Source organism: Parabacteroides goldsteinii, assembly GCF_020091425.1.
Classification (GTDB): domain Bacteria; phylum Bacteroidota; class Bacteroidia; order Bacteroidales; family Tannerellaceae; genus Parabacteroides; species Parabacteroides goldsteinii.
The window spans coordinates 4,760,389-4,785,766 of sequence record NZ_CP081906.1 but is presented as its reverse complement, the minus strand read 5'-3'; the positions used below and the strand labels follow the sequence as shown (position 1 = coordinate 4,785,766).

General features: G+C 42.7%; 22 protein-coding genes. 16 read left to right on the top strand and 6 right to left on the bottom strand.

The annotated features are described in order from the left end of the window. Positions 1–2 precede the first annotated feature (2 nt). Positions 3–200: an exodeoxyribonuclease VII small subunit gene (gene xseB / locus K6V26_RS20230; RefSeq protein ID WP_007655765.1), complete on the top strand. Its 198-nt coding sequence runs from the start codon at positions 3–5 to the stop codon at positions 198–200. Then, the gene (locus K6V26_RS20225) at positions 200–931 is read left to right on the top strand and encodes a 2-C-methyl-D-erythritol 4-phosphate cytidylyltransferase (protein WP_224263677.1); all 732 of its coding nucleotides are present in this window, start codon (positions 200–202) and stop codon (positions 929–931) included. The genes xseB and K6V26_RS20225 overlap by 1 nt, the downstream gene beginning before the upstream one ends. Here K6V26_RS20225 and K6V26_RS20220 read toward each other — a convergent pair. After that, the gene (locus K6V26_RS20220; RefSeq protein ID WP_224263676.1) at positions 888–3,614 is read right to left on the bottom strand and encodes a family 78 glycoside hydrolase catalytic domain; all 2,727 of its coding nucleotides are present in this window, start codon (positions 3,612–3,614) and stop codon (positions 888–890) included. The two genes, K6V26_RS20225 and K6V26_RS20220, sit on opposite strands and share 44 nt — an antisense overlap. Positions 3,615–3,853: 239 nt before the next feature. On the opposite strand from K6V26_RS20220, the gene K6V26_RS20215 reads away from it, so the two are divergent. The 14 genes from K6V26_RS20215 to folE all read left to right on the top strand — a co-directional run bounded on the left by K6V26_RS20215 (position 3,854) and on the right by folE (position 19,250). After that, entirely contained in the window at positions 3,854–4,993 is a 1,140-nt protein-coding gene (locus K6V26_RS20215; RefSeq protein ID WP_224263675.1) for an AAA family ATPase, read from the top strand. A gap of 731 nt (positions 4,994–5,724) precedes the next feature. After that, positions 5,725–7,344 (top strand): tetratricopeptide repeat protein, encoded by a 1,620-nt coding sequence (locus K6V26_RS20210; RefSeq protein ID WP_224263674.1) that lies wholly within the window; start codon positions 5,725–5,727, stop codon positions 7,342–7,344. A 194-nt stretch (positions 7,345–7,538) separates the two neighbouring features. Next, positions 7,539–7,880 (top strand): DUF3244 domain-containing protein, encoded by a 342-nt coding sequence (locus tag K6V26_RS20205; protein ID WP_224263673.1) that lies wholly within the window; start codon positions 7,539–7,541, stop codon positions 7,878–7,880. A 15-nt stretch (positions 7,881–7,895) separates the two neighbouring features. Continuing rightward, positions 7,896–9,137 (top strand): hypothetical protein, encoded by a 1,242-nt coding sequence (locus tag K6V26_RS20200; protein WP_224263672.1) that lies wholly within the window; start codon positions 7,896–7,898, stop codon positions 9,135–9,137. Between the two features lie 72 nt (positions 9,138–9,209). Continuing rightward, positions 9,210–9,899, top strand: coding sequence for an outer membrane beta-barrel protein (locus K6V26_RS20195; protein ID WP_122329356.1), 690 nt, complete (start codon positions 9,210–9,212; stop codon positions 9,897–9,899). 146 nt (positions 9,900–10,045) lie between these two features. Further along, complete coding sequence (locus tag K6V26_RS20190; RefSeq protein WP_224263671.1) at positions 10,046–10,510, top strand: hypothetical protein; 465 nt, start codon at positions 10,046–10,048, stop codon at positions 10,508–10,510. Between the two features lie 146 nt (positions 10,511–10,656). Next, entirely contained in the window at positions 10,657–11,742 is a 1,086-nt protein-coding gene (locus tag K6V26_RS20185) for a PDDEXK nuclease domain-containing protein (RefSeq protein ID WP_195437172.1), read from the top strand. 25 nt (positions 11,743–11,767) lie between these two features. Continuing rightward, positions 11,768–13,864, top strand: a complete 2,097-nt coding sequence (gene recG / locus K6V26_RS20180) for an ATP-dependent DNA helicase RecG (protein WP_007655756.1) — start codon at positions 11,768–11,770, stop codon at positions 13,862–13,864. Positions 13,865–14,072: 208 nt separating this feature from the next. Further along, complete coding sequence (locus K6V26_RS20175) at positions 14,073–15,320, top strand: M23 family metallopeptidase (protein ID WP_128133107.1); 1,248 nt, start codon at positions 14,073–14,075, stop codon at positions 15,318–15,320. A 93-nt stretch (positions 15,321–15,413) separates the two neighbouring features. Beyond that, positions 15,414–15,959: a DUF1599 domain-containing protein gene (locus K6V26_RS20170; RefSeq protein WP_007655754.1), complete on the top strand. Its 546-nt coding sequence runs from the start codon at positions 15,414–15,416 to the stop codon at positions 15,957–15,959. A 3-nt stretch (positions 15,960–15,962) separates the two neighbouring features. After that, positions 15,963–17,240, top strand: a complete 1,278-nt coding sequence (locus K6V26_RS20165) for a BT_3928 family protein (protein WP_224263670.1) — start codon at positions 15,963–15,965, stop codon at positions 17,238–17,240. A 38-nt stretch (positions 17,241–17,278) separates the two neighbouring features. Then, complete coding sequence (gene tpiA, locus K6V26_RS20160; RefSeq protein ID WP_007655752.1) at positions 17,279–18,034, top strand: triose-phosphate isomerase; 756 nt, start codon at positions 17,279–17,281, stop codon at positions 18,032–18,034. Between the two features lie 68 nt (positions 18,035–18,102). Next, a complete protein-coding gene (locus K6V26_RS20155; protein ID WP_010801486.1) occupies positions 18,103–18,606 on the top strand; it encodes an SPOR domain-containing protein in 504 nt (167 codons plus the stop codon). 50 nt (positions 18,607–18,656) lie between these two features. Then, positions 18,657–19,250: a GTP cyclohydrolase I FolE gene (folE, locus tag K6V26_RS20150; RefSeq protein ID WP_010801487.1), complete on the top strand. Its 594-nt coding sequence runs from the start codon at positions 18,657–18,659 to the stop codon at positions 19,248–19,250. A 42-nt stretch (positions 19,251–19,292) separates the two neighbouring features. On the opposite strand, the gene K6V26_RS20145 is transcribed toward folE, so the two are convergent. The 5 genes from K6V26_RS20145 to K6V26_RS20125 are packed head-to-tail and all read right to left on the bottom strand — an operon-like array spanning position 19,293 to position 25,378. Further along, positions 19,293–19,994 (bottom strand): cupin domain-containing protein, encoded by a 702-nt coding sequence (locus tag K6V26_RS20145; protein ID WP_224263669.1) that lies wholly within the window; start codon positions 19,992–19,994, stop codon positions 19,293–19,295. Positions 19,995–20,005: 11 nt separating this feature from the next. Next, positions 20,006–21,532 (bottom strand): xylulokinase, encoded by a 1,527-nt coding sequence (locus tag K6V26_RS20140; RefSeq protein WP_224263668.1) that lies wholly within the window; start codon positions 21,530–21,532, stop codon positions 20,006–20,008. Next, complete coding sequence (deoC, locus tag K6V26_RS20135; RefSeq protein WP_195586164.1) at positions 21,525–22,226, bottom strand: deoxyribose-phosphate aldolase; 702 nt, start codon at positions 22,224–22,226, stop codon at positions 21,525–21,527. Before deoC ends, K6V26_RS20140 begins: the two co-directional genes overlap by 8 nt. A 2-nt stretch (positions 22,227–22,228) precedes the next feature. Beyond that, positions 22,229–22,999, bottom strand: coding sequence for an SDR family oxidoreductase (locus K6V26_RS20130; protein ID WP_122329360.1), 771 nt, complete (start codon positions 22,997–22,999; stop codon positions 22,229–22,231). Between the two features lie 15 nt (positions 23,000–23,014). Continuing rightward, positions 23,015–25,378, bottom strand: coding sequence for an HzsA-related protein (locus K6V26_RS20125; RefSeq protein WP_195586165.1), 2,364 nt, complete (start codon positions 25,376–25,378; stop codon positions 23,015–23,017).

Below are 25,378 nucleotides of genomic sequence, written 5' to 3'. Positions count from 1 at the left end.
ATATGACAAAGAAAGAAGAAACATACAATGAAGCGGTAGAGAAACTCCGTAAAATTGTGGCCGATATAGAGAACGGTGATCTGGATGTGGATGTCCTTTCAGAAAAGGTGAAAGAGGCTACCCGGCTGATTAAGTTATGCAAGGAGAAGTTGTATAAGGTAGACGAAGAAGTCAAAAAAGTACTGGAGGAACTGGAGTAATGCACAAATATGTATTGATCGTGGCCGGAGGGAAAGGTCTCCGGATGGGAGGCGATTTGCCTAAGCAGTTCATTCCGCTGGAAGGTAAACCGATCCTGATGCATACGTTGGAAGCCTTCCATCGCTGGGATAATGCGGCAGAATTGCTGCTGGTCCTTCCCGAAGATCACCAGCCTTACTGGAATATGCTTTGCCGGGAGATCGGGTGTAAGGCACCTCACCGGATAGCGAATGGCGGTGAGACCCGGTTTCATTCCGTTCGGAACGGATTACAATTCCTTTCGGAAGAAATTGGAAATGCATCCGGACGAAATGAAAAAGTCTTGATCGCGGTACATGACGGTGTACGTCCGTTTGTCTCTCCCGAAGTAATCTGTGCCTGTTTTGATGAGGCAGAAAAAAGCGGTGCTGCTATTCCGGTTATGCCGATGATCGACTCGTTGCGTGAAACCGATGAAAACGGTTCGCATCCGGTAGACCGTAGCCGTTATGTAGCTGTACAGACACCGCAGGTTTTTCGCAGTGATATTTTGCTGGAAGCATACGAACAACCGTTCACATCTCTTTTCACGGATGACGCTTCGGTTGTTGAGGCTGCCGGAGTACCGGTCCGGTTGGTAACCGGCAACCGTGAGAATATCAAAATAACGACCCCGTTCGATCTGCTGATAGCACAGGGATTGCTTCTTAATCAGTCTCAAAACAATATTTTCCGGAAGACACCTCCATAACCGCATAACCATCCTGTATCCCGTTGTATTTAACGTCTTTTGCCTGTTTGATGCCGGAGCGGCATTCTTTTACCGTCTTTCCGGAAATAACCGGCAGATAGACTGTGGCACGGCTTCCAACGGGTATTTCTACATCCATTTTGAACGTATTATTTTGTTTTTCCCAACTCACAGCCGCCTGTCCGAAAGGGGTACGGGTAGAGTAGGAAGCATAGTTGATCGCTTTAGGAGGATAAGGTTTTATGATGATGTGTTTATAGCCGGGTTCCTGTTGGTCGCTATTCAGTCCTGCCATCTTCCTGTAAAACCAGGTAAAGCCGCCACCGAACATCGGGTGGTTGCGAGAGTTGTTGCCGTTCCATTCTTCCCAGGTCGTTGTGGCTCCCTGTGAAATCCACCATCCGTAACCAGGCATATCCTTTTTATTCATTGCTTCGTAGGCCAGTTCGTTCATTCCGTTGTCTGCCAATGTCTCAAAAAAGAACTGAGTACCGAAAATACCTGTGTATAAGTGTCCGTTATGGGCGCGCACTTCTTCCCGTATCGTTTCCTGTACATCTTTCTTTACTTCATCCGGAACTCCCATCACCAGAGCGAAGATATTGCTGCCCGAAGGACCATATGTTTTAGTCACCGGATTATAGAAACGTTTGTGGAAAGCCTGCCGTGTTTTCTCTGCCAGAGCGGAGAAAAGGCTTGCATCCTTTTTCTCTCCCAGTGCTGATGCCGCTTTTGCCGTAAGATCGGCACAACGCCAGAGATAGAATGTATGAACCAGGTCTTTCGGAGGAAATCCGTCTGCCGGGCACCATTCTCCCAGGTTGTGCCATTCGCTGACGTTTCCGTTGCTTTTTATCTGCGAAAGCATGATGCCGTCGGAATCTACCCAGGTTTGCATGTATCGGAGCTGTTCTTTCATTCCGGTGTAATTGGCAGCCAGCAAATCTTTATCTGCATAATGCAGATAAAACTCCCACGGCATAATGTTCATAGCTGCTCCCCATGCCACGCCGCCTCCGCAGCCGGGCTGCCAGGGTGCACCGTTCGGAACATAACCGGTCGCTTTATTCTGGGCAAGCAATATGTCTTTGATCCATTTGGTATATAAAGCTGCGGCATCATAGTTGTGCATGACAGTGACGCAAGCCACCTGTCCGTCGCCGGTATAGGCAGAACGTTCCCGATGGGGACAGTCGCTGATAATACTGCCGTGTGAGTTGTCTGTCAGGCTTCGTCTCCATATCTTATTGATCTGGTTGAAAAGAGGGTTCGAGCATTCGAAATGTCCGGTCGTTTCAATTTCCGTATATACGGCTTCTGCTGTCAGGTTATCCTCCCGGAGTTCACCCGGCCAGTTGATGATCTCCGCTTCCCGGAAAACAAACCAGGTGAAGCGGGCGGCATACGATTCCGGTCCGCCGCCTTTCATTGTGTAAGAGTTTGATCCGTTGGGTGATTCACAGATATAACGTATCTCTACCTTTCTGCCTGCTTCTCCCTGCATATTATGCAGATGTATCCAACCGGATATTTCTTCCCCGAAATCGACTTTGTAATTCCCGTTTTCCAGTCGTGTGATCTTTTTCGGTTTCAAGACTTCCATTACCTTGTCGGAATGAGACATCTGTGCCTGTAGTTCACCTTCCGGCGCTTTCCGTACGACGGCAGACTCCCATCCGTCAGCTGGTTTGTCCGGCGAACACCAATCCGGCTGTTCCAACCGGGCGTCATAATGTTCTCCCTGGTAAATTCCATCTAAGACAATGGCGCTACGCGATACTTTCCAGGAAGTGTCCGATGTGATGACCTCCTCGCTGCCGTCGGTGTAGCCGATATGTAACTGCGCGATCAGGCGTGGCGATCCGTAGGGCATCGTCCAGCTTAGTGCCGCATTATAGAAGCCGTTACCTAACAGGCAGCCGAGTGCATTTTTACCTTGTTTCAACGCTTCTTTCAGGTCGTAGCAGAGATAGAGTACATTATAGCCTCTGAAATTATCGTCGAGGGTCACACGGGTTACATCCAGGTCGTCCCGTTTCCCATAATTGGTCTGGTTGGGGACCAGAACGTCGTTGCCGACTTTTTCTCCGTTCAGATATAATTCAAAATAACCCAATCCGCTGATATAGATTTTTGCTGAAGCTATTTCTTTGGAAACGGTAAAATCTTTTCGAAAGAGTGGGGCAGGGGGAAGTGTTTTGTCTGCTGATTTTGCCGTGGCTTCTTCGCCTTGCCAGGGGGCACCGATCCATTGTGCTTTCCATTCATCGGCATTTAGCAATCCCATATTCCAGCGGGCAGGTTCACTCCAGTCCGATATTTTTCCGTTGGCATCCCAAACACGGACTTGCCACCAGCATTCCTGTCTCGATTGTAGCGGCTTTCCTTCGTAACGAACCAGAAAGGACTGGCTGCTTTTTTTCTTACCACTGTCCCAAAGGTCGGCCTGTTCTTTTTTCAGTTTATCGGCCGATGAAGCAACCCGTATCTGATAGGCGGTCTGCTGTTGTCCTCGTTCGCCGGGAGCGGCTGTATTGATCCACGACAACCGGGGATGCCGGGCATCTATAACGGAGGGATCGACCAGATATTCACAGGTGAGCCTGACAGGAGTAAGAGTTGCATTTGCTGTCAAAACAAAAAGAAATGACAAAAGAATTGAAATACCGGACTTAAGTTTCATATTGACAAAGTTTAGTTTCACATGGATTAGGACAAATGTATATGATTTTTGTCGATGCTCAAATAGTAAACCCGTACTTGTGTCAGATTTGATAAGAAAATTATCAAAATCCAAAACTATACCGACTGTCGATAGGGCGGCAAGGTTTGTGCTTGTTAATAAAAAGTATCATACAAAAAGTATCATACAAAATGTATGATAAAAAAGTGTATATTTGTAATTCATAAAACTTATGCAATATGGCTTTTAGTAGTGTAAATCCTTTTCCAATAACAGGTTATATCGGTAAATCATTTTTCTGTGATCGGGAATATGAATTAATGACTTTAAAAAAACAGGTCGAAAATAATATAAATACGTCGCTTATCTCTCTGCGAAGATTGGGAAAATCGTCGTTAATACATCGTTTGTTTGAGGATTTGAGAGTTGATAACACTTGTCATTGTATATATGTAGACATATATCCTACACAGAATTTGAAAGAATTTACGGAAAATCTGTCACAAGCCATTTTGCAACAAATTCCGGAACACAAAAGTTTCGGAAAGCGTTTTCTTGATTTGTTGAAGGGATTTCATCCGGTCATTTCGTATGACCCTTTGACTGGGGCACCAGAAGTTAGTTTTGGGTTTACTGAGATGAAAACTACAGAAAAGACACTTACCGGTATATTTCAGTTCTTGGAAAACGAAGCTCAGCAGGCAGTAGTCGCAATTGACGAGTTTCAGCAAGTTGCTAATTATCCGGAGGTAAATACAGAAGCATTACTTCGTTCACGGATACAGAACCTGCAGAAGACACGATTTATTTTTAGTGGAAGTAACAAACATATGATGGCAGAAATATTTAATAGTGCCAAGCGCCCGTTTTTTTCAAGTACACAAATGATGTATTTGAATCCTATTTCGCAGGATGCATATTATACTTTTATAAAAAATAAGTTTGAAGAGGGTGGGAAAAAAATAGATGACGAAGCGATCGGTTTCATTCTCGAATGGACGAGGCTACATACTTATTACACACAGGTTATTTGTAATAACACGTATGCTTTACCGTTAAAAAATATCCGTTTGGAAGATGTCAAGCAGGTTTGCAGTAATCTTTTATTATCTCAGCAAGCCACTTATGTTCAATACCGTCAGTTGTTAAGTCCTGTGCAATGGCAACTTTTGATTGCGATCGCCAAAGAAGGAAAAGTGTATCAGCCTCAGTCTAAGACATTCATACAGAAATATAAGATAGGAACACCTGCTAATTCCAAACGAGCACTCGATGCTTTGCTGGAAAAGGAAATGATTTACCGGGAGGAAGATGTTCGTGATTTATGGTACCAGGTATATGATGTATTTCTGTCCCGCTGGCTTGAATTGACTTTTTGATAGTATGTCTAAATGTTTACCCTTAATGGAGCTGGCGTCAAGACTTGTCAACAAGGGGGTAAATGGGGATAGAAGAATTATCAAAATGTAAAATAAGGTCTCTTATCAGTGAGTTGTATGAGGGCTTTATAGGGAAGATGAATTTTTACTCGTTTTATTCGTTATAAGTGTATATCATTATTTTTATATTTACTTGATGTGGGTATCTTTATGATTTTATTTATAACGCATATGTAGGGATTGGTAGAATGAATGGTGTTATCTGTGTGAATTTGCTGTTTGGATTTTGTATGTATTATTGCTCTTTCTAGAAAGAAAAACTGTTTTTTAACATGTCTTTGTGCATGAAAAAGAATGCTCTAAAAGCGCTTTTTTCGACTGCAATCAATAAAAAACTCGTTTTAAACGGAGTTCAACTTCATTTAAAACGAAAAAAATTTTGCTTTAAACGGAGTTGAAATTTGTTTTAAGTGAATAGTTGGAATTGATATTGGCTGATTATGTGTTAAATAATGTATTTATTTTCATTCTATTTTGTCCGTTTTGTGAAAAATAGCGGATATGAAATTTGTGCAAAATGCATTATTCTGATATTTTTTAGGTGAAAAGGATATCTTTTTGATAATTGGGAAATTCTGATTAGTGTTTTAATTTTGAATATACTTGCTGTTAATTTGTGCATTAAATATTTAATTCGGATATTGCAGTTTGAATAACACACAAGTATTGATATGAAAAACGTCATATTACTATTTATTCTTTTCTGTTTGTTCTTTTCCTGTAAAAGTAACAATGAAATTAATTTAAAGATAAAGGAGGCGGAGGAGTTGATCCGGGCTGAACAGCCGGATAGTGCTTTTGCCTTGTTGGACGGTATTACCAATCCGGATATACTAAATGATAAAACCTTTGCCCGTTTCTGCTTGATTCATGCCGGTTTATCCGAGCAGTTGGGTGAAGACATGCCGTTTGTTCCGCAAATGGAGCGGGCGAATGATTATTACGAAAAACACGGCTCTCTGGAAGAAAAGATGAATTGTCTGATGTATCTGGGTATGTCCTATGAAGAAGAGACCGATTTCGATTGGGCCATGAAGTCTTATTTGAAAGCGGTAGAGATGGCGAAAAAGGCAAACAACTATTTGTTAGTTGGGAAATTGTATAAAAAAATTGCCGGGTTACATGACTATGAAGATAATTATGATGAGGCACAGCGTTACCATTTGTTGAGTGGCGAATATTATCTAAAGGGGGGAGATAGCTTGGATTATATTTATTCGATTCGGGATATAGGTTGGCTTTATACGTTGAAAGAAGAATATGGAGAGGCTTCGGAATCATATCAAAAGGCTTATCAGCTAGCATTGAATATGAATGATTCGTTGTTATTGAGTTCCATGACCAATCGTTTGGGGATTAATTATAAAGAATTAGGTGATTATTCATTGGCAGAAAAATACTTGTATCAATCAATAGCTTATGATGAGGCGGGAAGTGCTCCGACTTATTTAGCTTTAGCTGATTTATATACTCGGAAAAAGGAATATGGAAAGGTACGGGAATATATAGAAATGGCTTCTATGTATCGTACTCCGGGGCATAAATTGACAGGTGGCCTTTTGTTTCGATTATATATATTGGAAAAAGAACAGGGCAATTATTCTTTGTCCTTGGACTATTATGAACAGTATGTTAATTATGCTGATTCTATAGCGGATTTACAAGCTCGGGCAGATGTTTTAAAAGTTGAAAGACGATATGAGTATGCTGAATTGTTGAATAATAATAATGAGTTGGAAAATAGAAATCAATGGATTATTATTGCTTGTGTTTTGTTGTTGTTGGTTAGTTTGTTTTTGCTTGTATTGTATAAATATAGAATTACTTTAAAAAATGAATATATACTTAATCAGCAAAAAAGGATTAGTGAAGCAAATAAGGCTTTACAAGAAAAAGAATTTGCAGTAAAAGGGCTAAAAGGTGATATATTGAATATCAGAGAAAATATATTGAGGAGTTCCGCTGTTTATAAGAAAATTATTAAAAACTCTCAATCAATTGAAGAAGCAAAAAAGTATCCGTTAACAGATCAGAATTGGTTAACATTAAAAGAAATACTGAAGACTACTTATTTTCTTTTTATTGATAATTTGCAGAGTCAAATCCCAAATCTGACTGAAGATGAAATACGTTTCTGTTGTCTATTGAAGATTGGACTGAATAGTCAACAGCTGTCTATCCTATTAAATATTCAGTCTGCATCTGTCAGTCATAAGCGCTATCGTATTATGAAAAAGGGGCAGTTGGAGAATACTGATATAACGTTGGAAAAATTTGTTTTTGGTTTGTAAATGACCTCTCCGGAAGGATGAAAATAGGGCTCATACATATGTTTTTATATGTATGAGCTTTTTATTTTGTTTATTATCAGTAGCTTACTGCTTGTTTGGAGGACTCTCCCCATACATGCCTTTCAGCAGATTTGGTCCCCCTCGTTACTATTAAGACCTGTACCTTTGCCCCTGAAATTTAATCTTGAATGAATATGAACAGATTGTTATTAGTAGTCATGATATTATTGTGTGCAACGATTTCCGGTTTTGCAAAAAGGAAAATTGATTTGAATGGTCAAACCAGGTTTCCTAAACCTCCGATAGAGGTGTTTATTGATGAAGAAAGTAAGGAGTTGACATTGGATTTGAGGAAAGGCAAAGAAAATGTCAGAGTTGTTATAACTGATTTTTCCGGTAATAATATATGTAATGATAACATGAAAGTGGATGGTACATGCCTACTGTCATTGCCAATGATTCAGAAAGGTGATTATATCTTGTACATATTTTTAGAAGATGTAGAATTGCAAGGTTTTTTTGAAATAAAATATTAACTAATTATTAATGTGATGAATGTATTTAAATTATGTGTGGCTATAGTATCTTTATTTACTGTAGTATCCTGTTCAAATGAAGATTTAGAAAATGTACTTGGACCAGATCAAAATCCTAATACAAAATCGGTAGGGAGTATAGTTGATAACTCGGTTGTAGCTCAATTGTTAGTATCTGTAGAGATAGATCGGGCGATAATGAATGAAGTGAAAATGGGGATTGATCGTTCTGTAAACTATGGATTGGATGAAGAGTTTCGATTTACTGATATGTTAAGTCCTTCTAATAGCAAGTTATGTCGTATGGGACAAACGCCAAGCTTAATACAGAAAATGAGCGATAAAATATCAAGTTCTTTATTAAGATCCTCAATCTCTCCTTCTGATTTTTTTGAATATTTATCCAAAAATGATATTCAAATCTATTGGCCTTATTCAGAGGATTGGGATGGTGAGACATTGCCCGTAATTACATTTAATCCTGAAAATGGTAATGAAGATTGGAATTATGGTTATAAGCAAGTGAAGGAAGCTGATGGTACGATCAGTATTGATACAGTAATTGTAGATGAAGTATATGTTACGGAAAATCCAGTATGGGTTATAAACAGGAATGAAACAAGATATGAAGATTTACCTGATTTTGAAAATGGTATATATGAAAAAAATGGAGTTGTATTTGATCAGCCTGTTGATACTAATATCATCCATCCGGAGCCACGATATATCATTTGGGAACCTAAGACTGATCCTGATTTGATATATACTTTTTATATTCAAAATATGAGGGTTTTTAAACAGCTAGATGGCGTATTGGCTGGAGGCTCTGAAATAGTTGTACAATGTGCATATCCTGAAATAGAGGGAGGAATGAAAGCTCCTGTAACAAGACTAAAGAAAACTTGGTCGCGAAAAGAAATATCTAAAAGTAAAATAAAGACATTCACAACCCCTTTGATAACCAGTTGGAGGCAAGAACAACTCCAATGCGGTTTGAAAATTATAGAAGAAGACAATGGCGATGCTAAGAACTGGGAGTTTTCTTTAGGAGTTAAGTTTAATGGGAAGGATTATGGTGTAAATGCAAAAATACCATTTCAAAATCATGATGATGAAATTGTCGAAATTATTTTGGATCGGGAATATATAAACTCTAGAAAAAATATAGCTCAAGTAAATACACCTGAATGGGGAATTTGGAAAATGTACTCTGAGAATGGAGTTGCCTATACTTTGCCAATTCTTACCGATAAATAAAGTATAAACAGAATGCTATATCAATGATGCTTTTGGGTATCTTTGGCTATAGCATTTTAACATAAAAAGGTTATGAAGATATTTCTCTGTATAATTTCTATTTGTATATTGAGTTTTACATCACTGCATTCACAACTGTCTCTATCACCAAATGTGGGTTTTAATATTTCTTCTTTATCCGGTATTGAGTCTTCTCAATCTTTTATTTCTTGTAATGCAGGTGTGTCTGCCTTGTATAATTTTTCATCCTTTTGGGGATTGGAAAGCGGAATTTATATTACTCAAAAAGGGGCTAATAATATAAAAGGAACTATAAACATATCAGAATATCCGATAAATGCTGATTTGGTATCTATGGATTTGAAAACAACATATATGAAAATACCTTTGATGTTGTCGATAGGTCATTCTTTGTATAAAGACTTATCTATCCGGTTAAAAAGCGGACCTTATTTTTCTTATGGACTTTCAGGGAAAGGTTCTATAGGGCGACTGGATAATACTTATAAAGCAGGTCTAAGGCCTTTTGAATCTATCTCCTTTGAGACATCATCTTATGGAAGAAAGGTTTTTCCCGGTATGAATCGCTGGGATATTGGTTGTAGTTTTAATATAGAATTAGTTATGTATGATTTACAAATAGGAGTATTGTATGATTTGGGGATTTCCAAATTATCAGATTTTTTTCCTATAAGAAGTGCTGATGATTTAAAAAACAGAACATGGAGTGTATATGTTGCCTATAAACTTCCTTTTCGTTGAATATGTGTACTCTTATATTATTTCTTTTCCTTTTGGTGATAATGAGTTGTCATACACAATTGAGAGATAGCTTATCGATAGGGACAAATTTCCGATTGTAATATATCTGTATTTATCCCGTTTACACTTTGTAAATAAATGAATATATGATGAAAAAGACACTGGTATTAATTGTTATTGCATTGTTCTCTGTTTTTAATTGTGTACAGGCCGCTGATATAGAGGCACGTACCGGTATAATGGGTGGAGATGTATGGGGGCTTCATGCGGGAGCCTATATAAACTTTCCGCAATCAACATTATTTTCAATTCAGACCGGGGTGTTGTTGCATACGGCAAATAGGTCGGCAATCGGTAATTTGGATACATGGGATATTGATTTTAATATCCCGGTTTATGCATCATTCCACATTCCATTGAAGGAAAAGGCAAATCTTCGTCTGAATGGAGGCGCTTATTTTGGTACGGGGCCGGAAGTTCAGGTAGGTGCTACGGCAGAAGTCAGTGTTGAAATGAAAAGAGTCTTTGTCGGCGTTAACTGCTTCCAGAACTGTATAAATGAACAAGAGTTCCTGTTTGGACTATCTGTCGGATACAAATTCAAATTGTAATAAAAGCAGAGTATCTTACTGAAAATGTGAGATACTCTGTTTTCTTATTTGCATAATGCCCATAAAAATGATAAATTCGCTGTCCAAATAGACAGCTATGTTCGATTCAGACCGATGCTGTACTATTGAAAAATCCGTAAAGAAATATGAAAGATTCAGAGATGTCAAATTCGCAAATAATAGAGGTTTTATATGATAAAATCTCTATGTTGATAGAGTCGACTCGTAGACAACTAGCTACAGCTATAAATGTGGCTATGGTGTATACAAACTATGAAATAGGACGTTATATTGTGGAAGAAGAACAGCAGGGAGCTTCTCGTGCGGAGTATGGTAAAGCTACATTGAAAGAATTGTCAAATAGGCTTTCGCAACAATTTGGCAATGGATATTCTTACCCGAATTTGAAGAGAATCAGACAGTTTTATGTAACTTATTCTAATAAGCTCAACAGTGTTGAGCCAATTGAAACGGAGATTTTATCAGGGCAGACCGTCCAGTTTACTCTTAGCTGGTCACATTATCTTGTTCTTATGCGGATAGAAAATCCTGAAGAACGAAATTTTTATGAAATAGAATGCGGCAAACAGAATTGGAGTGTACGACAATTAAGTAGACAAATTGGATCAAGTTTATATGAACGATTAGCATTAAGCCGAAACAAGAACGAGGTAATGCGTTTGGCAATAGAAGGGCAGACATTAGAGAAATCATCTGATATAATAAAGAATCCATTGACTTTGGAATTTTTGGGGTTGAGAATAGATGCTGCTTATAGTGAGAGTAAGCTTGAAAATGCGATCATAGGAAAATTGCAAGACTTTCTATTGGAGTTAGGAAAAGGTTTTTTATTTGAAGCGCGTCAGAAGCGTTTTACTTTTAACGAGCAACATTTCTTTGTTGATTTGGTTTTTTATAATCGATTGTTACAATGCTATGTTCTCATAGACTTGAAAGTTGATAAATTAACACATCAGGATTTAGGACAAATGCAGATGTATGTCAATTTCTTTGATCGTTATGTAAAGATGGATTTTGAGAAACCGACGATTGGTATTTTGCTTTGTCAGGAGAAAAATGATGCTTTAGTCAAACTCACTCTACCAGAGAATGCAAATATTTATGCAACGGAATATGCGCTATATCTTCCGAATAAAAGCTTACTACAAAGAAAATTGAAGGAATGGATTGATGAGTTTGAAGATAAAGGCGATGACGATTATGTTTTGTGAATTATATAGACAGAAATAGACAGCTATGCTTGATTTAGACAAACGATCCCTTATGTATCTGCCGGGTGTAGGCCCGAAGAAAGCGGAGATATTACGGAAAGAGGCCGGAATATCTTCGTATGAGGATTTGTTGTTTTATTTTCCGTATAAATATATCGACCGTAGCCGGTTTTATAAGGTTTCCGAAATAACGGGAAATATGCCTTATATCCAACTGAAAGGACGTATTCTGTATTATGACACGGTGGGGGAAGGGCGGACCCGGCGATTGGTGGCTAAATTTACCGATGGCACCGGGACGATCGACCTCGTCTGGTTCAAAGGTCTTAATTATGTGACCGATAAATACAAAACGGGGACAGATTATATTGTTTTCGGCAAACCGACCGAGTTCGGACATATTTATAATATTCCCCATCCCGATATCGATCCGATGGATCAGGCAGACCAGGTGGCAGCCGGTCTGACACCTTTCTATAATACATCGGAAAAAATGAAAAAGTCGTTCCTTAATTCGAGGGCGATACAGAATCTGCAATATACATTACTGAGTTCTTTGAACTGGATATTGCCTGAAACACTTCCGGCAGATGTCCTGTCGCGTATCCGGATGATGCCGTTGAAGGAAGCGATCCGTAATGTCCATTTTCCGGAGTCGACGGAGAAGCTGAGACAGGCACAGTTGCGCTTGAAATTCGACGAACTGTTTTTTATACAGTTGAATATCCTCCGTACAGCCAGTCTGCGGAAGTTGAAGCTGAAAGGAATCGTATTCCCCACTGTCGGGAATTACTTTAATACATTCTATAAAGATTATCTTCCGTTTGAACTGACTGGTGCACAAAAACGGGTGGTGAAGGAGATCCGTGCCGATATGGGGAGCGGGCGGCAGATGAACCGTCTGTTGCAGGGAGATGTGGGAAGCGGAAAGACGTTGGTCGCTTTACTCTCCATGCTGCTGGCTGTCGATAACCATTGCCAGGCCTGCATGATGGCGCCGACGGAAATACTGGCAACCCAGCATTATGCTACTGTGATGGAATTCCTGAAAGATATGGACATTCGTGTTGCCTTATTGACCGGATCGACGAAAAAGAAGGAGCGTAATAAAATACTTCCGGCCATTGCCAGCGGTGAAATACAGATCGTGATAGGAACGCATGCCCTGATTGAAGAAACTGTGGTATTCTCTTCACTCGGGTTGGCTATTATTGACGAACAACATCGTTTCGGTGTGGAACAACGTTCACGCCTCTGGAAAAAGAATGCAGTTGTCCCTCACGTATTGGTGATGACGGCTACTCCTATTCCCCGGACACTTGCCATGACTTTGTATGGTGATCTGGACGTTTCCGTTATTGATGAGTTACCTCCCGGTCGCAAGCCTATCCAGACAGTGCACCGTTACGATAATAAAAAAGCCCAGTTATATGATTTTCTGCGTAAGGAAATTCAGTTGGGGCGCCAGGTGTATGTTGTTTACCCGCTGATTGAAGGAAGTGAGAAGCTGGACTATAAAAATCTGGAAGACGGTTTCGAAACATTTAAAGAGGTGTTTCCCGAATATAAAGTTTGCATGGTGCATGGGAAAATGAAAGCAGCGGACAAGGAAACCGAAATGCAGAAATTTATTACCGGCGAAGCGCAGATATTGATGGCAACAACTGTTATCGAGGTAGGGGTGAATGTTCCGAATGCCTCTGTGATGGTGATTGAAAGTGCCGAACGTTTCGGTCTGTCACAATTACACCAGTTGCGCGGCAGGGTAGGACGTGGTGCGGAACAATCCTATTGTATCCTGGTCTCTTCTTATAAGCTGAGCAACGATACCCGTAAGCGTCTGGAGATAATGGTGAACAGCAATAACGGTTTTGAGATTGCAGAAGCCGACCTGCACCTTCGCGGACATGGAGATCTGGAAGGAACCCAGCAAAGTGGGGAAGGGCTTGACCTGAAGATTGCGAACCTGGCTGCTGACGGGCAGATATTGCAATATGCGCGGGATATCGCACAGGAAGTCTTGGACAAAGACCCCGAATTACTGTCCGAACCCAACCGGATTTTGAACGAAAGGTTAAAAACACTCTTTACCCGGAAGATAAACTGGAGTATGATTAGCTAATATGTTGTGAAACATGTTTTTGTGTAAGTGTTTGTATTTCAGAAAGAATAGTGCGTCGTTTTGAATTTCTTCACTTTCATTGCGGAAATTTTTCCGGATTGAATTTTGTCAACTTGCTCAAAATAACGAACTTTGGTCGATTTGTAAAAAATAGGGTCTGTTTCACAGCTTATTTTACTTCTGGATTCCATTTCGAAAAATGATAAAAATGAAAATAAGAGCACTACTTTTTATTTGTTGTACTTCCTTTATGGTTTCGGCTGTATCAGCTCAGAAACAAACAGGGACAGATACTCCAAAAGAAACTATACATATAGTAAAAATGGATAAACGCGTATCCGAACTGATGGCTGACCGTGTTACCATCCGTAAAGATATGGGTTTGAAAGAACTGGCAGAGATTAATGCAAGAGTTGATGAATCTCTTGCTGCCAATGAAGCCCTTCTGTTTCCTGCAGATGAATTGTACGGATCGAACTGGGACACCCGTTGGGTAGATCCTTTCCGTGGAGGTGCTAAAGTTGAAATGCCGGATTCCTGCGCTATAGATTGTTCAACATTTATTCTTCCTATCGATACAATGACGCGCGTTACCTCTAAATATGGTCCCCGTCGTCGTCGTATGCATAAAGGAATAGACCTGAAGGTTCAGGTAGGCGATACGATCCGTGCAGCATTTGACGGAAAGGTACGTATCCGTAATTTCGAACGTCGCGGATATGGAAATTACCTGGTGGTTCGCCATCCGAACGGACTTGAAACAGTTTACGGTCACTTATCCAAATCACTTGTTGATGTAAACGACATTGTTCGTGCAGGCGATCCGATCGCATTAGGAGGAAACACCGGACGTTCTACCGGTTCTCATCTTCATTTCGAAACCCGCTTCCTGGGACAGGCTATCAACCCGGCCGACATTATTGATTTCGAAAACTCAGTTCCTCATCAGGATGTTTATGTATTCCATAATATAAAGATTAACGGGCGTAAGAGTAATATTTATACTTCTTCAAGCGACCAGATGGTTTATCACCGTGTGAAATCGGGTGATACACTGGGTAAGATTGCCCGCATGTATGGCACGACAGTTAATGAGCTTTGCCGTTTGAATGGCATCAAGAGTACTTCTATGCTTCGTTTAGGTCAGTCAATCCGTTGTAGTGCCGGAAAAGAAGCGACTGTAGCAGCTAAATCTGCAACCCAAAAGACAAATACGCAAACTGTAGCAAAAGCGGTTAAGACTACAACTGTAGAAGCTGCCACTCCGGTTGCCTCTCTGACTGGAAATGTCAGTGCTGATCAGGAAGCAACACCTGTTTACCACCGCATTAAGAGTGGTGATACCTTGGGTGCTCTGGCTGCTAAATACGGAACAACAGTTGGCAAGTTGTGCGAAATGAATGGTATATCCAAAACTACTGTTTTGAAACTGGGTCGTTCCATCCGCTGTAAATAAGTTATTTTTAAGATAAAGGCAAGGCGCAGATGGAAACTTCATCTGTGCCTTTGTTGTTTTTTTACTATCTTTGCGGCATAATATATTTAGTATATGGCTGATACGAAAGAGCAATTCGAGAAAGTGATCTCCCAATGCCGGGAGTTGTTCGAAAAGAAGTTGAAAGATTACGGTCCCTCCTGGCGGATTATGCGTCCCCTGTCTGTGACCGACCAGATATTTATTAAGGCAAACCGTATCCGCAGCCTCGAGATAAAAGGGGTGAGCATGGTGGACGAAGGGATACGTCCGGAGTTTGTTGCGATCGTTAATTACGGAGTGATCGGACTGATCCAGTTGGCAAAAGGTTTTTCGGATACGACCGATATGACGAATGAGGAAGCGTTGGCATTGTACGATAAGTACATAACGGAAACCAAAGAGTTGATGTATGCCAAGAACCATGATTACGATGAAGCCTGGCGCAGCATGCGTATCAGTTCCTATACCGATCTGATCCTGATGAAGATCTACCGTACCAAACAGATAGAAAGCCATGGTGGCAAGACGATCGTATCGGAAGGTGTGGATGCCAATTATATGGATATGATTAATTACGCCCTGTTCGGTTTGATCAAACTCGAATATGGCGAAGAATAATATATGAACTATAAAGAGACTGCAATAAAGATACTGACAGAGTGCAGCCGTCTGCTGATCGGGGTCGTGTTTATCTTCTCCGGTTTTGTAAAGGCGGTCGATCCGATGGGAGGCGCAATTAAGATAGGCGACTATCTGACTTCTTTCGGGTTGGATATGTTGCAGCCTTTTACTGTCCTGGCATCTTTTGCCCTTTCGGCTGCCGAGTTTGCCATGGGTGTTTGTATGTTGTTAGGGGTATACCGCCGCTACAACTCTTTCCTTGTTTTACTTTTTATGGCATTCATGACGCCGCTGACGTTGTATCTTGCGATATTCAATCCGGTTTCCGACTGCGGTTGTTTCGGGGATGCAGTCGTTATTACGAATTGGGAGACGTTTTTTAAGAACCTGGTTCTTTCGGCTGCTGCTATTATGGTGTTCATGAACTGCGGCAAGATGTTCCAGTGTTTTACTTATAAAGTTTACTGGTTCGTAGCGTTGTTCTCTTACTTTTTCTGCATTGGGTTTGCTTACTGGAATTACAATCATCTGCCGGTCATGGATTTTCGTCCGTATAAGATCGGGGCTAATATCCCTTCTTTAATGGCAATACCCGATGGCGCTCCCGAAGATGAGTATAAATATACTTTTGTCTATGAGAAAGATGGCGTACAGAAAGAATTTTCTTTGGAAAACTATCCGCAAAATGACAGTACCTGGACATTTGTTGAGTCGAAGACCGAACTGATAAAGAAAGGGTATGAACCTCCTGTGGCTTCTTTTAATATCTATAATGCCGAAGGAGACGATGTCACCGATGAAATATTACATAATCCGCAGCCGATTCTGCTGCTGATCGCTCCGAAACTGGAAAAGGCGGATGATGAACAGATTGACGAGATAAACGGAGTGTACGATTATGCGCTGGAATATGAAATGCCTTTCTATTGTGTGACCGGTTCCTCTCCTGAAATGATCGATGAATGGAGCGACAATACCGGTGCCGAATATCCGTTCCGTATGGCCGACGAGGTATTATTGAAGACGATCATCCGTTCTAACCCGGGGCTGGTACTGCTGAAAGACGGTACTGTGATGGGTAAATGGCATTATAACGATATCCCGGACGAGGAACATGTAAAGGCTGAGATCGAAGATCATTTGAACCTGAGTGAAACAAAAGAAAAAGAAGATGGCTGGCTTATTACCATTTTATTGACTTTTACCGTACCTTTGCTGCTCGTTTGGGTATATGACTTTTTCCGATTCCGCCGGAGACGGAAAGAGAAGGCTGAATAAAAGATTTTATTGTATTTATATATTTAATTAATTAAATCATGAGAAAGAATATTGTTGCAGGAAACTGGAAGATGAACACAACTCTTCAGGAAGGTCTGGAATTGGCAAAAGGATTAAATGAAGCCCTGAAAGGCAAAGCTATCAACTGTGATGTAATCATCGGTACTCCGTTCACTCACCTGGCAAGCATCGCTGCTGCTATCGATACTGATAAAATCGGTGTAGCTGCTGAAAACTGTGCTGACAAAGAAAAAGGTGCTTACACCGGTGAAGTTTCTGCTGCTATGGTTGCTTCTACAGGTGCTAAATATGTGATTCTGGGTCACTCTGAAAGACGTGCTTACTATCATGAAACTCCGGAGATTCTGAAAACTAAAGTTCAGTTGGCTCTGGCTAACGGTCTGACTCCGATCTTCTGTATCGGTGAAGTACTGGAAGAAAGAGAAGCCGGCAAACACTTCGAAGTGGTAGACGCTCAGATCAAAGAATCTTTGTTCGACCTTTCTGCTGAAGATTTCGGTAAGATCGTTCTGGCTTACGAACCGGTTTGGGCTATCGGTACAGGCAAGACTGCTTCTGCTGAACAGGCTGAAGAAATCCACGCTCATATCCGTGCTACACTGGCTGCAAAATATGGCAACACAGTGGCTGACGACTGCACCATCCTGTATGGTGGTAGCGCTAATGCCGGTAACGCAAAAGAATTGTTCTCTAAACCGAACGTAGACGGTGGTCTGATCGGTGGTGCTTCTCTGGCTGTTGATAAATTCATGCCGATCGTTGAAGCATTTTAATGACATTATCCTGTAGGGAAAGGGCAAACGCTCTTTCCCTCCCGATTTGAACATAAAAATAAATCACAATGAAGAATTCCCCTTGTATCACTTTCTTATTCATGTTACTGGTTTGTGTGACCGGGGCGTCAGCACAAATGAGTGTCGATGGATCGGCACAGACGATTTTTGACGACCTGCAAACATCGAAGCCCGGTAAAGGCGAGGTGATTGTCAATCAGCCGGAGGCCCTTCGTAAAATGGTGGGAGTACGCCTGTATGGTGATAATGTAGAGAAGACGGATAGTACTGCCTTCCTGAAGATACAGGGATTCCGGACACAGGTGTTTTCCGGAAATAGCCAACGTAAGTCGAAAGATGAAGCGTTCGAAAAAGAAAAGAAGATCAAGGAACTTTTCCCTGATGTCCCGACTTATGTCAGCTATACCGCACCGTTTTGGAAACTGCGTGTAGGTGATTTCCGTTCACACGAAGAAGCATATCATATGCAACGCCTGTTGATGACAGCTTTCCCTTCGTTCGGAAAAGAAATGTATATTGTTCGGGAAGAAGTAAAAATCCCATTGAATTAACTAAGAAAATAAGAAACTTGTCCCCGTGGCTGACACGGATAATTATAGAAATGACAAAAGAAATAGACGACAAGACCTTGGCGGCACGCGAAGAACTGGCCGGCCATTACAAACAAATATTAGGCCTGCTGGGCGAAGATGCCGAACGTGAAGGTCTGATCAAAACGCCGGAACGTGTAGCAAAAGCTATGCAGTTTTTAACCAAAGGATACAACGAAGATCCTGCAAAGGTACTTGCTTCCGCTATGTTTCAGGAAGAGGACTACAAGCAGATGGTTATTGTAAAAGATATTGATTTCTTTTCGCTGTGTGAACATCATATGCTTCCGTTCTTCGGAAAGGCCCATGTCGCTTATATTCCCAAGAAATATATTACGGGTCTGAGCAAGATTCCCCGGGTAGTGGATATCTTTGCCCGCCGCCTGCAAATCCAGGAACGCCTGACTATGCAGATCAAGGACTGCATCCAGCAAACGTTGGACCCTCTGGGTGTCATGGTGGTGATCGAAGCACAGCACATGTGCATGCAGATGCGCGGTGTGGAGAAACAGAATTCCCTGACGACAACTTCCGACTTTACAGGTTTCTTCCAGCAGGCTAAGACGCGTGAGGAATTTATGAACCTGATCAAGAATAACCGGTAGGATTTGCGGTGACCGTACGGGATTATACGGTCACCTGATTGTTTAAGGATGTAGCACGTCTGTGAACACAGCCTTTTGATTGGTGAATTTTAATCCGTTCCCATCCTGGTATGTTCCAAATTCCGAGATGATGGCACCATTGTCGCCTGCACGAAGGAAATGAGGAGACAAGAGTTCCTTCAGCGGAAGTATATCGCCGACTTTCATATAAGTGAAGTTGGAGACAGTGATAGCCTCTTTCTGACTTTCAGGCAATGCCGGAGGATTGGGGGTAGGATCACCGATCCCGAAATTATAAGCCGATCCGTTGCGTACCATCCATGATTCGAATTTAGCCGGATACTCAGGGGTTGCCACATGACGGTGTTCCGGGATCATTTGTCCGGGTAACAGATATATTTCGTGTCCGAAATGGCGGTTAACCGGGTCGTTAACCCAAAATACGCCGGCCATACCGGCATGTTCGAAATCTCCTAAGCCGAAATCGGATATCCACATGTTCTCCTTCATAAAGTCTGTAAAGGGAACTCCATAAAATTCAAACATTTCGAGATAGGCTTTCAGGGCGACTTCGCCGTTGAACTTTCCGTCTACATAAAAATCTGCATTTGTGTACTTTTTGGTGAATACCTTTTCTTTTGTCTGTACCATGTTGTCTTTACTTTTGTTTGTTTCGCATCCGGTGAATCCGCCTAACAACAGGGCGGATAACAGAATGGATGCGGTAAGTTGTTTTGCATTCATTGTTGGTTCATTTATTTGTTTGTACTATTCAGGGAAGCAATACTGTCGGCAAGTGCCTTGAAGTTGTCGAGGACTTTCCGGTAGGTTGCCTGATGACGGGGATCGGGCCTGAACCGCTGTTGTTCCTGATGCAGGGTGTCGATCTTTTCATAACTATTCCAAAGACCTGTACCTTTCAGGGCGAGTGCCGCAGCACCCAACGAAGCCGCCTCCTGCCCGATGTTTGTCTTTTGGATTTCCAGTTCGTAGATGTCGGCAAAGAGCTGCATCCAAAAATCACTTTTTGTGCCACCGCCGACAAATAACATCTCGGAGAATGAGGCGTGATATTTCCGGAACAGATCCAGTGCGATACGAAGATTCAAGGCGATACCTTCCATGGTTGCACGAATCAGGTCGGCACGGGTATTCCCTAATCTCAGTCCGGTAAAGGCTCCTGTCATATCTGGACTGGGCTCGATGCTTGAACCACCAGCCAGGCTTGGGTTGAAGAGCAGGCCATTCGCACCCGGAGCCGAAGTCTCTGCCAGTTTGTTCATGGCTATATAGGCGTCTTCTCCACCTTGTTTTTCGGCCGATAACAGATCGGGACAGATCGTATTTCGTACCCATTGCAGGCTACTCCCTGCCGAGAATATGCAGGTGGCGGAGGCATACATTCCTTTGATGACGTGTGCAAAGACATAAGGCTTTTTGTCAAAGTCGAGCACCGGATTTTTGGATACCAGGGCGATCCAGGCAGAAGATCCCAGCGAGGTATAAATACGGGAAGGCTTGATCCCTTTGCTTCCCAGGGCCATACAAGAGTTGTCCACACCGCCGCAGATAACCCTGACATGTTCCGGCAATCCGGTTTCGAGAGAGGCTTCGGGAGTAATTGTCCCGACGATAGCGTCTGAGTCCAGTATTTCCGGGAATATATCCGGGCGGATGCCGGATGCCTGTACATATTCCTCTTTGTAGTTCCAGGTTTTCAAGTCGAAAACTCCGCTTCCGGAGGCATACGAATAGTCGGTGCAAAGGCGACCGGTAAACCGGTAGTTACAGTAGTCTTTTGTTCCGATTATTTTGTCTGTAACCTCATATTGTTCCGGGAAATGTTTCTTGTACCACATGATCTTGAAGACCGAATAACATTCCGGCGGGAAACCGTTGCCGGTTGTCTCATACCATTCTTTATAATCGATCCGGTTGAAGAACGTTTCGGCTTCGCTACTGGCCCGGCGATCGGACCAGATAGGGGTGGCAACCTGCAACAGGCTACCGTCTTTGCCGATTGGAACGACGCCCAGGCTGTGTCCGGAGATGGCAAGGGCGGTTATTTCATTTTTATCGATCTTAGTCTTATCCAGCAGGTGCCGGGTGGAACGGATAATAGCCTGCCACCAGTCTTCGGGTGCCTGTTCCTGCCAGCCAGGTTGCGGGTAGGCAGTCGGATAGGGGATAAAGACGGAATGTAGAGCCTCTCCGTTGCGATTGAAGAGAGAGGCTTTTATTCCCCCTGTTCCCAGATCATAGGATATTACTTTTTCATTCATGTGTTTCCCTGTTTATACATTCTTCCATGATGTTGAGGGCTGATTTATAGCCAATACCGAAACGGCTGACGCCCATTTGATACATTTCCAGCAACGTGTCGAGCGTGCGGACACCTCCTGCCACTTTTAATTTGATGGCGTCGCCGACGGTCTCTTTGATCAGATCGATATGATGGAGCGTAGTTGCTCCCGCCCAGCCGGTTCCGGTTTTAATGTAATCCGCCCCGGCTTTCAGGATGATGGAGGAAGCTGTTTTTATCTCTTCATCGGTGAGGAGGACGACTTCCATGATTACTTTTAAAGGAAGAGGGGAAACGGCGGCTTTGATCTGCCGGATTTCGTCTTCTATATCGTTCAACATACCGGACTCTAGTTTGCCGATATTCAGAACCATGTCGATTTCGTTGCAGCCAGCCTCTTTCAGTTCTTTAGCCTGGAACAGCTTGCTTGCCGTAGTCTCTCCGCCGGAAGGGAAACCGACAACACCTCCGATTCCGATCTGCGGATGGTCTTTCAGTTTCTCAAAAACGAGCGGAAGCATGCCGGGCATGGGGAAGACGCAGATGAAGTTGTGTTTTATAGCTCCGTCGATGATGTCTTCCACGTCCTGGCGGGTGGAATCTGCACGTACGGCACTAATATCGATCAGACGTGCGATTTCCCGGGAGGAAATGATAGGATTGTGAGTGCTCATGATTATAAACTTGTGTAACCGCCGTCAACAATTAAATCTGTCCCTGTTGTGTAGCGTGCGGCATCGCTTAACAGGTATAAATAGGCTCCGATAAGGTCTTTCGGCACACCGAGGCGGCCGGCCGGGATTTTCGATATCCATCCTTCGTGCATGTCCTTCATCTCTGCAACCAGCTCAGTTGCCATATATCCCGGACTGACGCAGTTGACGCGTATATTATACTTGGCCCATTCGACTGCCAGTGCTTTAGTCAGCAGAAGCACGCCACCCTTTGAGGCACAATAGTTGGCAATTGTCTGTGGGGTGTTGATGATATGGGCGGACATGGAGGCCGTGTTTACGATACTGCCGGCTTTTCCTTCTTTTATCATCTGGCGGGCTGCGGCCTGGGCTGTCAGAAAGACGCCGTTCAGATTGATATCGACAACTTTCTTGAAGTCTTTGGATGATATTTCCTCTGCTGCATAAGTGTTTGCTATTCCGGCATTGTTGATGGCAAAGTCGATGCTGCCGTACTTTTTGATAAATGTGTCCATCATTTGTCCTATATCTTCTGCATCCGTCACATCGCAGCGGATGGCGATGGTGTGGGCTGAGTAACGGGCGGCCAGTTCTTTTGCTGTCTTTTCCGCCTCTGCAATATCTATGTCGACAATGGCGATAGAGGCGCCCATTTCTGTGAATGCATCGGCAAGGCATTTTCCGATACCGCGTGCGGCTCCGGTGATAAAGCCTTTTTTCCCTTTCAGGCTGAATAAATCGAGTGTACTCATGGTTGTGTGTTTATATTATTTGTCGTAAATCTTATTACCTTGTCCGATGACTGAACAGTTTTGCTGTTCGACCTTCAGACGTTCCGCATATTTTCGTAGCTGTGCTTTATGCCGTTCGCAGGGAACGAGGTCTTTTTCAATATCTCCGCGTGGAGTAGCTTTCAGCCGCTTTTGTCCGGTGCGGATGATTTCGACGGCACGGGCATATTTCTGCTTGTCGTTTCTGATTTTATCCAGGCATGGACTGACTTCCGGGCGGTCGAAAGATATTTGTGCGGTCAGTTTTCGGCCGTGGTGGTTGAGGTCCCAGATGTTTACTTCCGTCAGTTTTATTAATTCTTGTATTTCGTAATTATATAGGGGGCTTCGTCCGGCAAGTGTAGAGTCGAAAGCGGACTCATAAACCGGATAGTAAACGCCGTTCAGGTCCATCCAGGTGTAAAGTATCTCTTTATCTTTGGGGGATAATTTCACATCGTGATGATTGCCTTCAATGACCTTTGTCAGTTTGCTGGCATGCGATCCCCAGGAATAAGGCTCCTGTATCTGTGCGGGGCCTCCACCGATGAGTGTAATTTCTTTCTTTACATATAAATTGACGTAGGCGGCATTGAAGAATGGATTTTTGTCTTTTGCCAACACCAGCTTGTCACGGTTCTTCTGGTCGAAATCATGACAACGTACACAGCTTTTATCCAGAATCGGTTGAACCTGTTCCATAAAGGAGAAGTTCCTGGGTGCCTTACCCATCCAGCCATTCATCTGTACAGGAGCCTTTTTTAAGGCCAATGGTTTGGGGCCCATTGCACTCGGAACACTCAGGCGATCTTCGTGGCAACCGATACAACCATTTACCTCTCCCGGCATAACCATTGTTCCGCTGCGCATGGATTGGATCATTTTCTTATCCTTGTCGAGCAACTGGAAATAGACGAATGTACCCGAAGGAACTTCGAAATTAGCAGAGCCGTCTTCTTCTACCGGTACTTCTCCCAGGATACGTTTATTCTCGAAGCTGTGCCAGTTAACGGCCGGTGCCTGCTCGCCTTGTCCGCCCCAGCCGTTCTTTGTCCATGTCCTTTTCTCCGGAGATTCGATGACACGCAGGTATTTGGCTGTTCCCGGTTCGACGCCTTTCATATGTGTGCCATGATAAACATTTTGCACGTAGAAGGAACCTTTCTTATCTGTATAATTTCTGTTGGATGGTATGGCATGAGGTTTAGGGCGCGGTTCGATAATCATCGGATCGAAAAGGCTTCTGTTTCCTTCGATAACCAGTTCCTGTGTACCGTCGCGACCGATCAGGTAGATGCCGGACTTGGAGTCGAGATGCATCCATCCGCCCGGCTTTGCCCAGATTGTACGGGAAGCCAGAAAGAAGTTCTCATTGAGAGGATAAGGGTCTTCAAAGAAGTATTCGATCCATTTGAATGAGTCGAGGTCGCCGTTGTCAACCAGTTTCCTGCTGTCTTCGGGCCATATCTGTACGACGGGTTCAACGCCGTCTACTCCTTTTTTTCTGTCTATAATGGCAAGGGCTCCCCAAGGACGGTCATGGCAGGAGCCGAAGATACAGATTACCTGGTCGGTTCCGGGGATTTGCCGGGCGTCGATTACTCCGCCCGGCGACTGAGTATTGTTGCCATAGTATATAGAATGTTTTGTTCCGTCGGGGTTTACCGTCCATAATCCCTGTGCATCACCGAAGTTGCGGTCTACGTATTCCCAGCGATCGTAGAGGATTCTACCGTCGTTCAATAAAGAGGAATGCCCTTCGAATAACGTGCTAACGCCGATTTGAGTGATATTGGCACCATCTGCTTCCATCCGGTACAGGTTGCACATGATATGCCGGTTGCACATGCAATATTTGGGCTGGCGGGTGGAACTGAACACGATTCCTCCGTCCGGCAGATATAAAGGATCTATATCGGATACTCCTGCGGCGAAAGTCAATTGCTTTAATTCGCTTCCATCCGTGTTTATTTCATAGATATGATAGAAATCATCCTTATTCTTCCGCATGGAAAAGATGATCTTTTTCCCGTCGAAAGACAATTCAGGATCGCGGACCAATCCGTCTTTCAGTTCGATAAGTGTGGTCGTATTCCCTGTGTTCACATCAAAAATACGCATGGCACCTCCCGGGAAGAAACTGCTTTCATTGATTTCCTCTTTCTGGAAAAGAGTGGCGGTATTATGATGGTCCGGGGCATACTGTTCCCTTTCTATATACAATATTTGTTTTCCCGCCAATTGTTCTTTGGCCTTTGCGGTGAGTGTAATTTTCTTCGGGTCCATTTGTTCGGCGGAAAGTTGCATACTCCCTATGCAGACTGTCGCCAGAAGGATGATGAATTTGCTGTAGTTTCTCAT

Bases quoted from the DNA above. Each gene is read 5' to 3' on its own strand.
- recG (WP_007655756.1), top strand. From the start codon at position 11,768: ATGCTTGATTTAGACAAACGATCCCTTATGTATCTGCCGGGTGTAGGC.
- K6V26_RS20175 (WP_128133107.1), top strand. From the start codon at position 14,073: ATGAAAATAAGAGCACTACTTTTTATTTGTTGTACTTCCTTTATGGTT.
- K6V26_RS20205 (WP_224263673.1), top strand. From the start codon at position 7,539: ATGAACAGATTGTTATTAGTAGTCATGATATTATTGTGTGCAACGATT.
- deoC (WP_195586164.1), bottom strand. From the start codon at position 22,226: ATGAGCACTCACAATCCTATCATTTCCTCCCGGGAAATCGCACGTCTG.
- tpiA (WP_007655752.1), top strand. From the start codon at position 17,279: ATGAGAAAGAATATTGTTGCAGGAAACTGGAAGATGAACACAACTCTT.
- K6V26_RS20195 (WP_122329356.1), top strand. From the start codon at position 9,210: ATGAAGATATTTCTCTGTATAATTTCTATTTGTATATTGAGTTTTACA.
- folE (WP_010801487.1), top strand. From the start codon at position 18,657: ATGACAAAAGAAATAGACGACAAGACCTTGGCGGCACGCGAAGAACTG.
- K6V26_RS20185 (WP_195437172.1), top strand. From the start codon at position 10,657: ATGAAAGATTCAGAGATGTCAAATTCGCAAATAATAGAGGTTTTATAT.
- K6V26_RS20190 (WP_224263671.1), top strand. From the start codon at position 10,046: ATGATGAAAAAGACACTGGTATTAATTGTTATTGCATTGTTCTCTGTT.
- K6V26_RS20130 (WP_122329360.1), bottom strand. From the start codon at position 22,999: ATGAGTACACTCGATTTATTCAGCCTGAAAGGGAAAAAAGGCTTTATC.
- K6V26_RS20125 (WP_195586165.1), bottom strand. From the start codon at position 25,378: ATGAGAAACTACAGCAAATTCATCATCCTTCTGGCGACAGTCTGCATA.
- K6V26_RS20145 (WP_224263669.1), bottom strand. From the start codon at position 19,994: ATGAATGCAAAACAACTTACCGCATCCATTCTGTTATCCGCCCTGTTG.
- K6V26_RS20220 (WP_224263676.1), bottom strand. From the start codon at position 3,614: ATGAAACTTAAGTCCGGTATTTCAATTCTTTTGTCATTTCTTTTTGTT.
- K6V26_RS20155 (WP_010801486.1), top strand. From the start codon at position 18,103: ATGAAGAATTCCCCTTGTATCACTTTCTTATTCATGTTACTGGTTTGT.
- K6V26_RS20215 (WP_224263675.1), top strand. From the start codon at position 3,854: ATGGCTTTTAGTAGTGTAAATCCTTTTCCAATAACAGGTTATATCGGT.
- xseB (WP_007655765.1), top strand. From the start codon at position 3: ATGACAAAGAAAGAAGAAACATACAATGAAGCGGTAGAGAAACTCCGT.
- K6V26_RS20170 (WP_007655754.1), top strand. From the start codon at position 15,414: ATGGCTGATACGAAAGAGCAATTCGAGAAAGTGATCTCCCAATGCCGG.
- K6V26_RS20200 (WP_224263672.1), top strand. From the start codon at position 7,896: ATGAATGTATTTAAATTATGTGTGGCTATAGTATCTTTATTTACTGTA.
- K6V26_RS20210 (WP_224263674.1), top strand. From the start codon at position 5,725: ATGAAAAACGTCATATTACTATTTATTCTTTTCTGTTTGTTCTTTTCC.
- K6V26_RS20225 (WP_224263677.1), top strand. From the start codon at position 200: ATGCACAAATATGTATTGATCGTGGCCGGAGGGAAAGGTCTCCGGATG.
- K6V26_RS20165 (WP_224263670.1), top strand. From the start codon at position 15,963: ATGAACTATAAAGAGACTGCAATAAAGATACTGACAGAGTGCAGCCGT.
- K6V26_RS20140 (WP_224263668.1), bottom strand. From the start codon at position 21,532: ATGAATGAAAAAGTAATATCCTATGATCTGGGAACAGGGGGAATAAAA.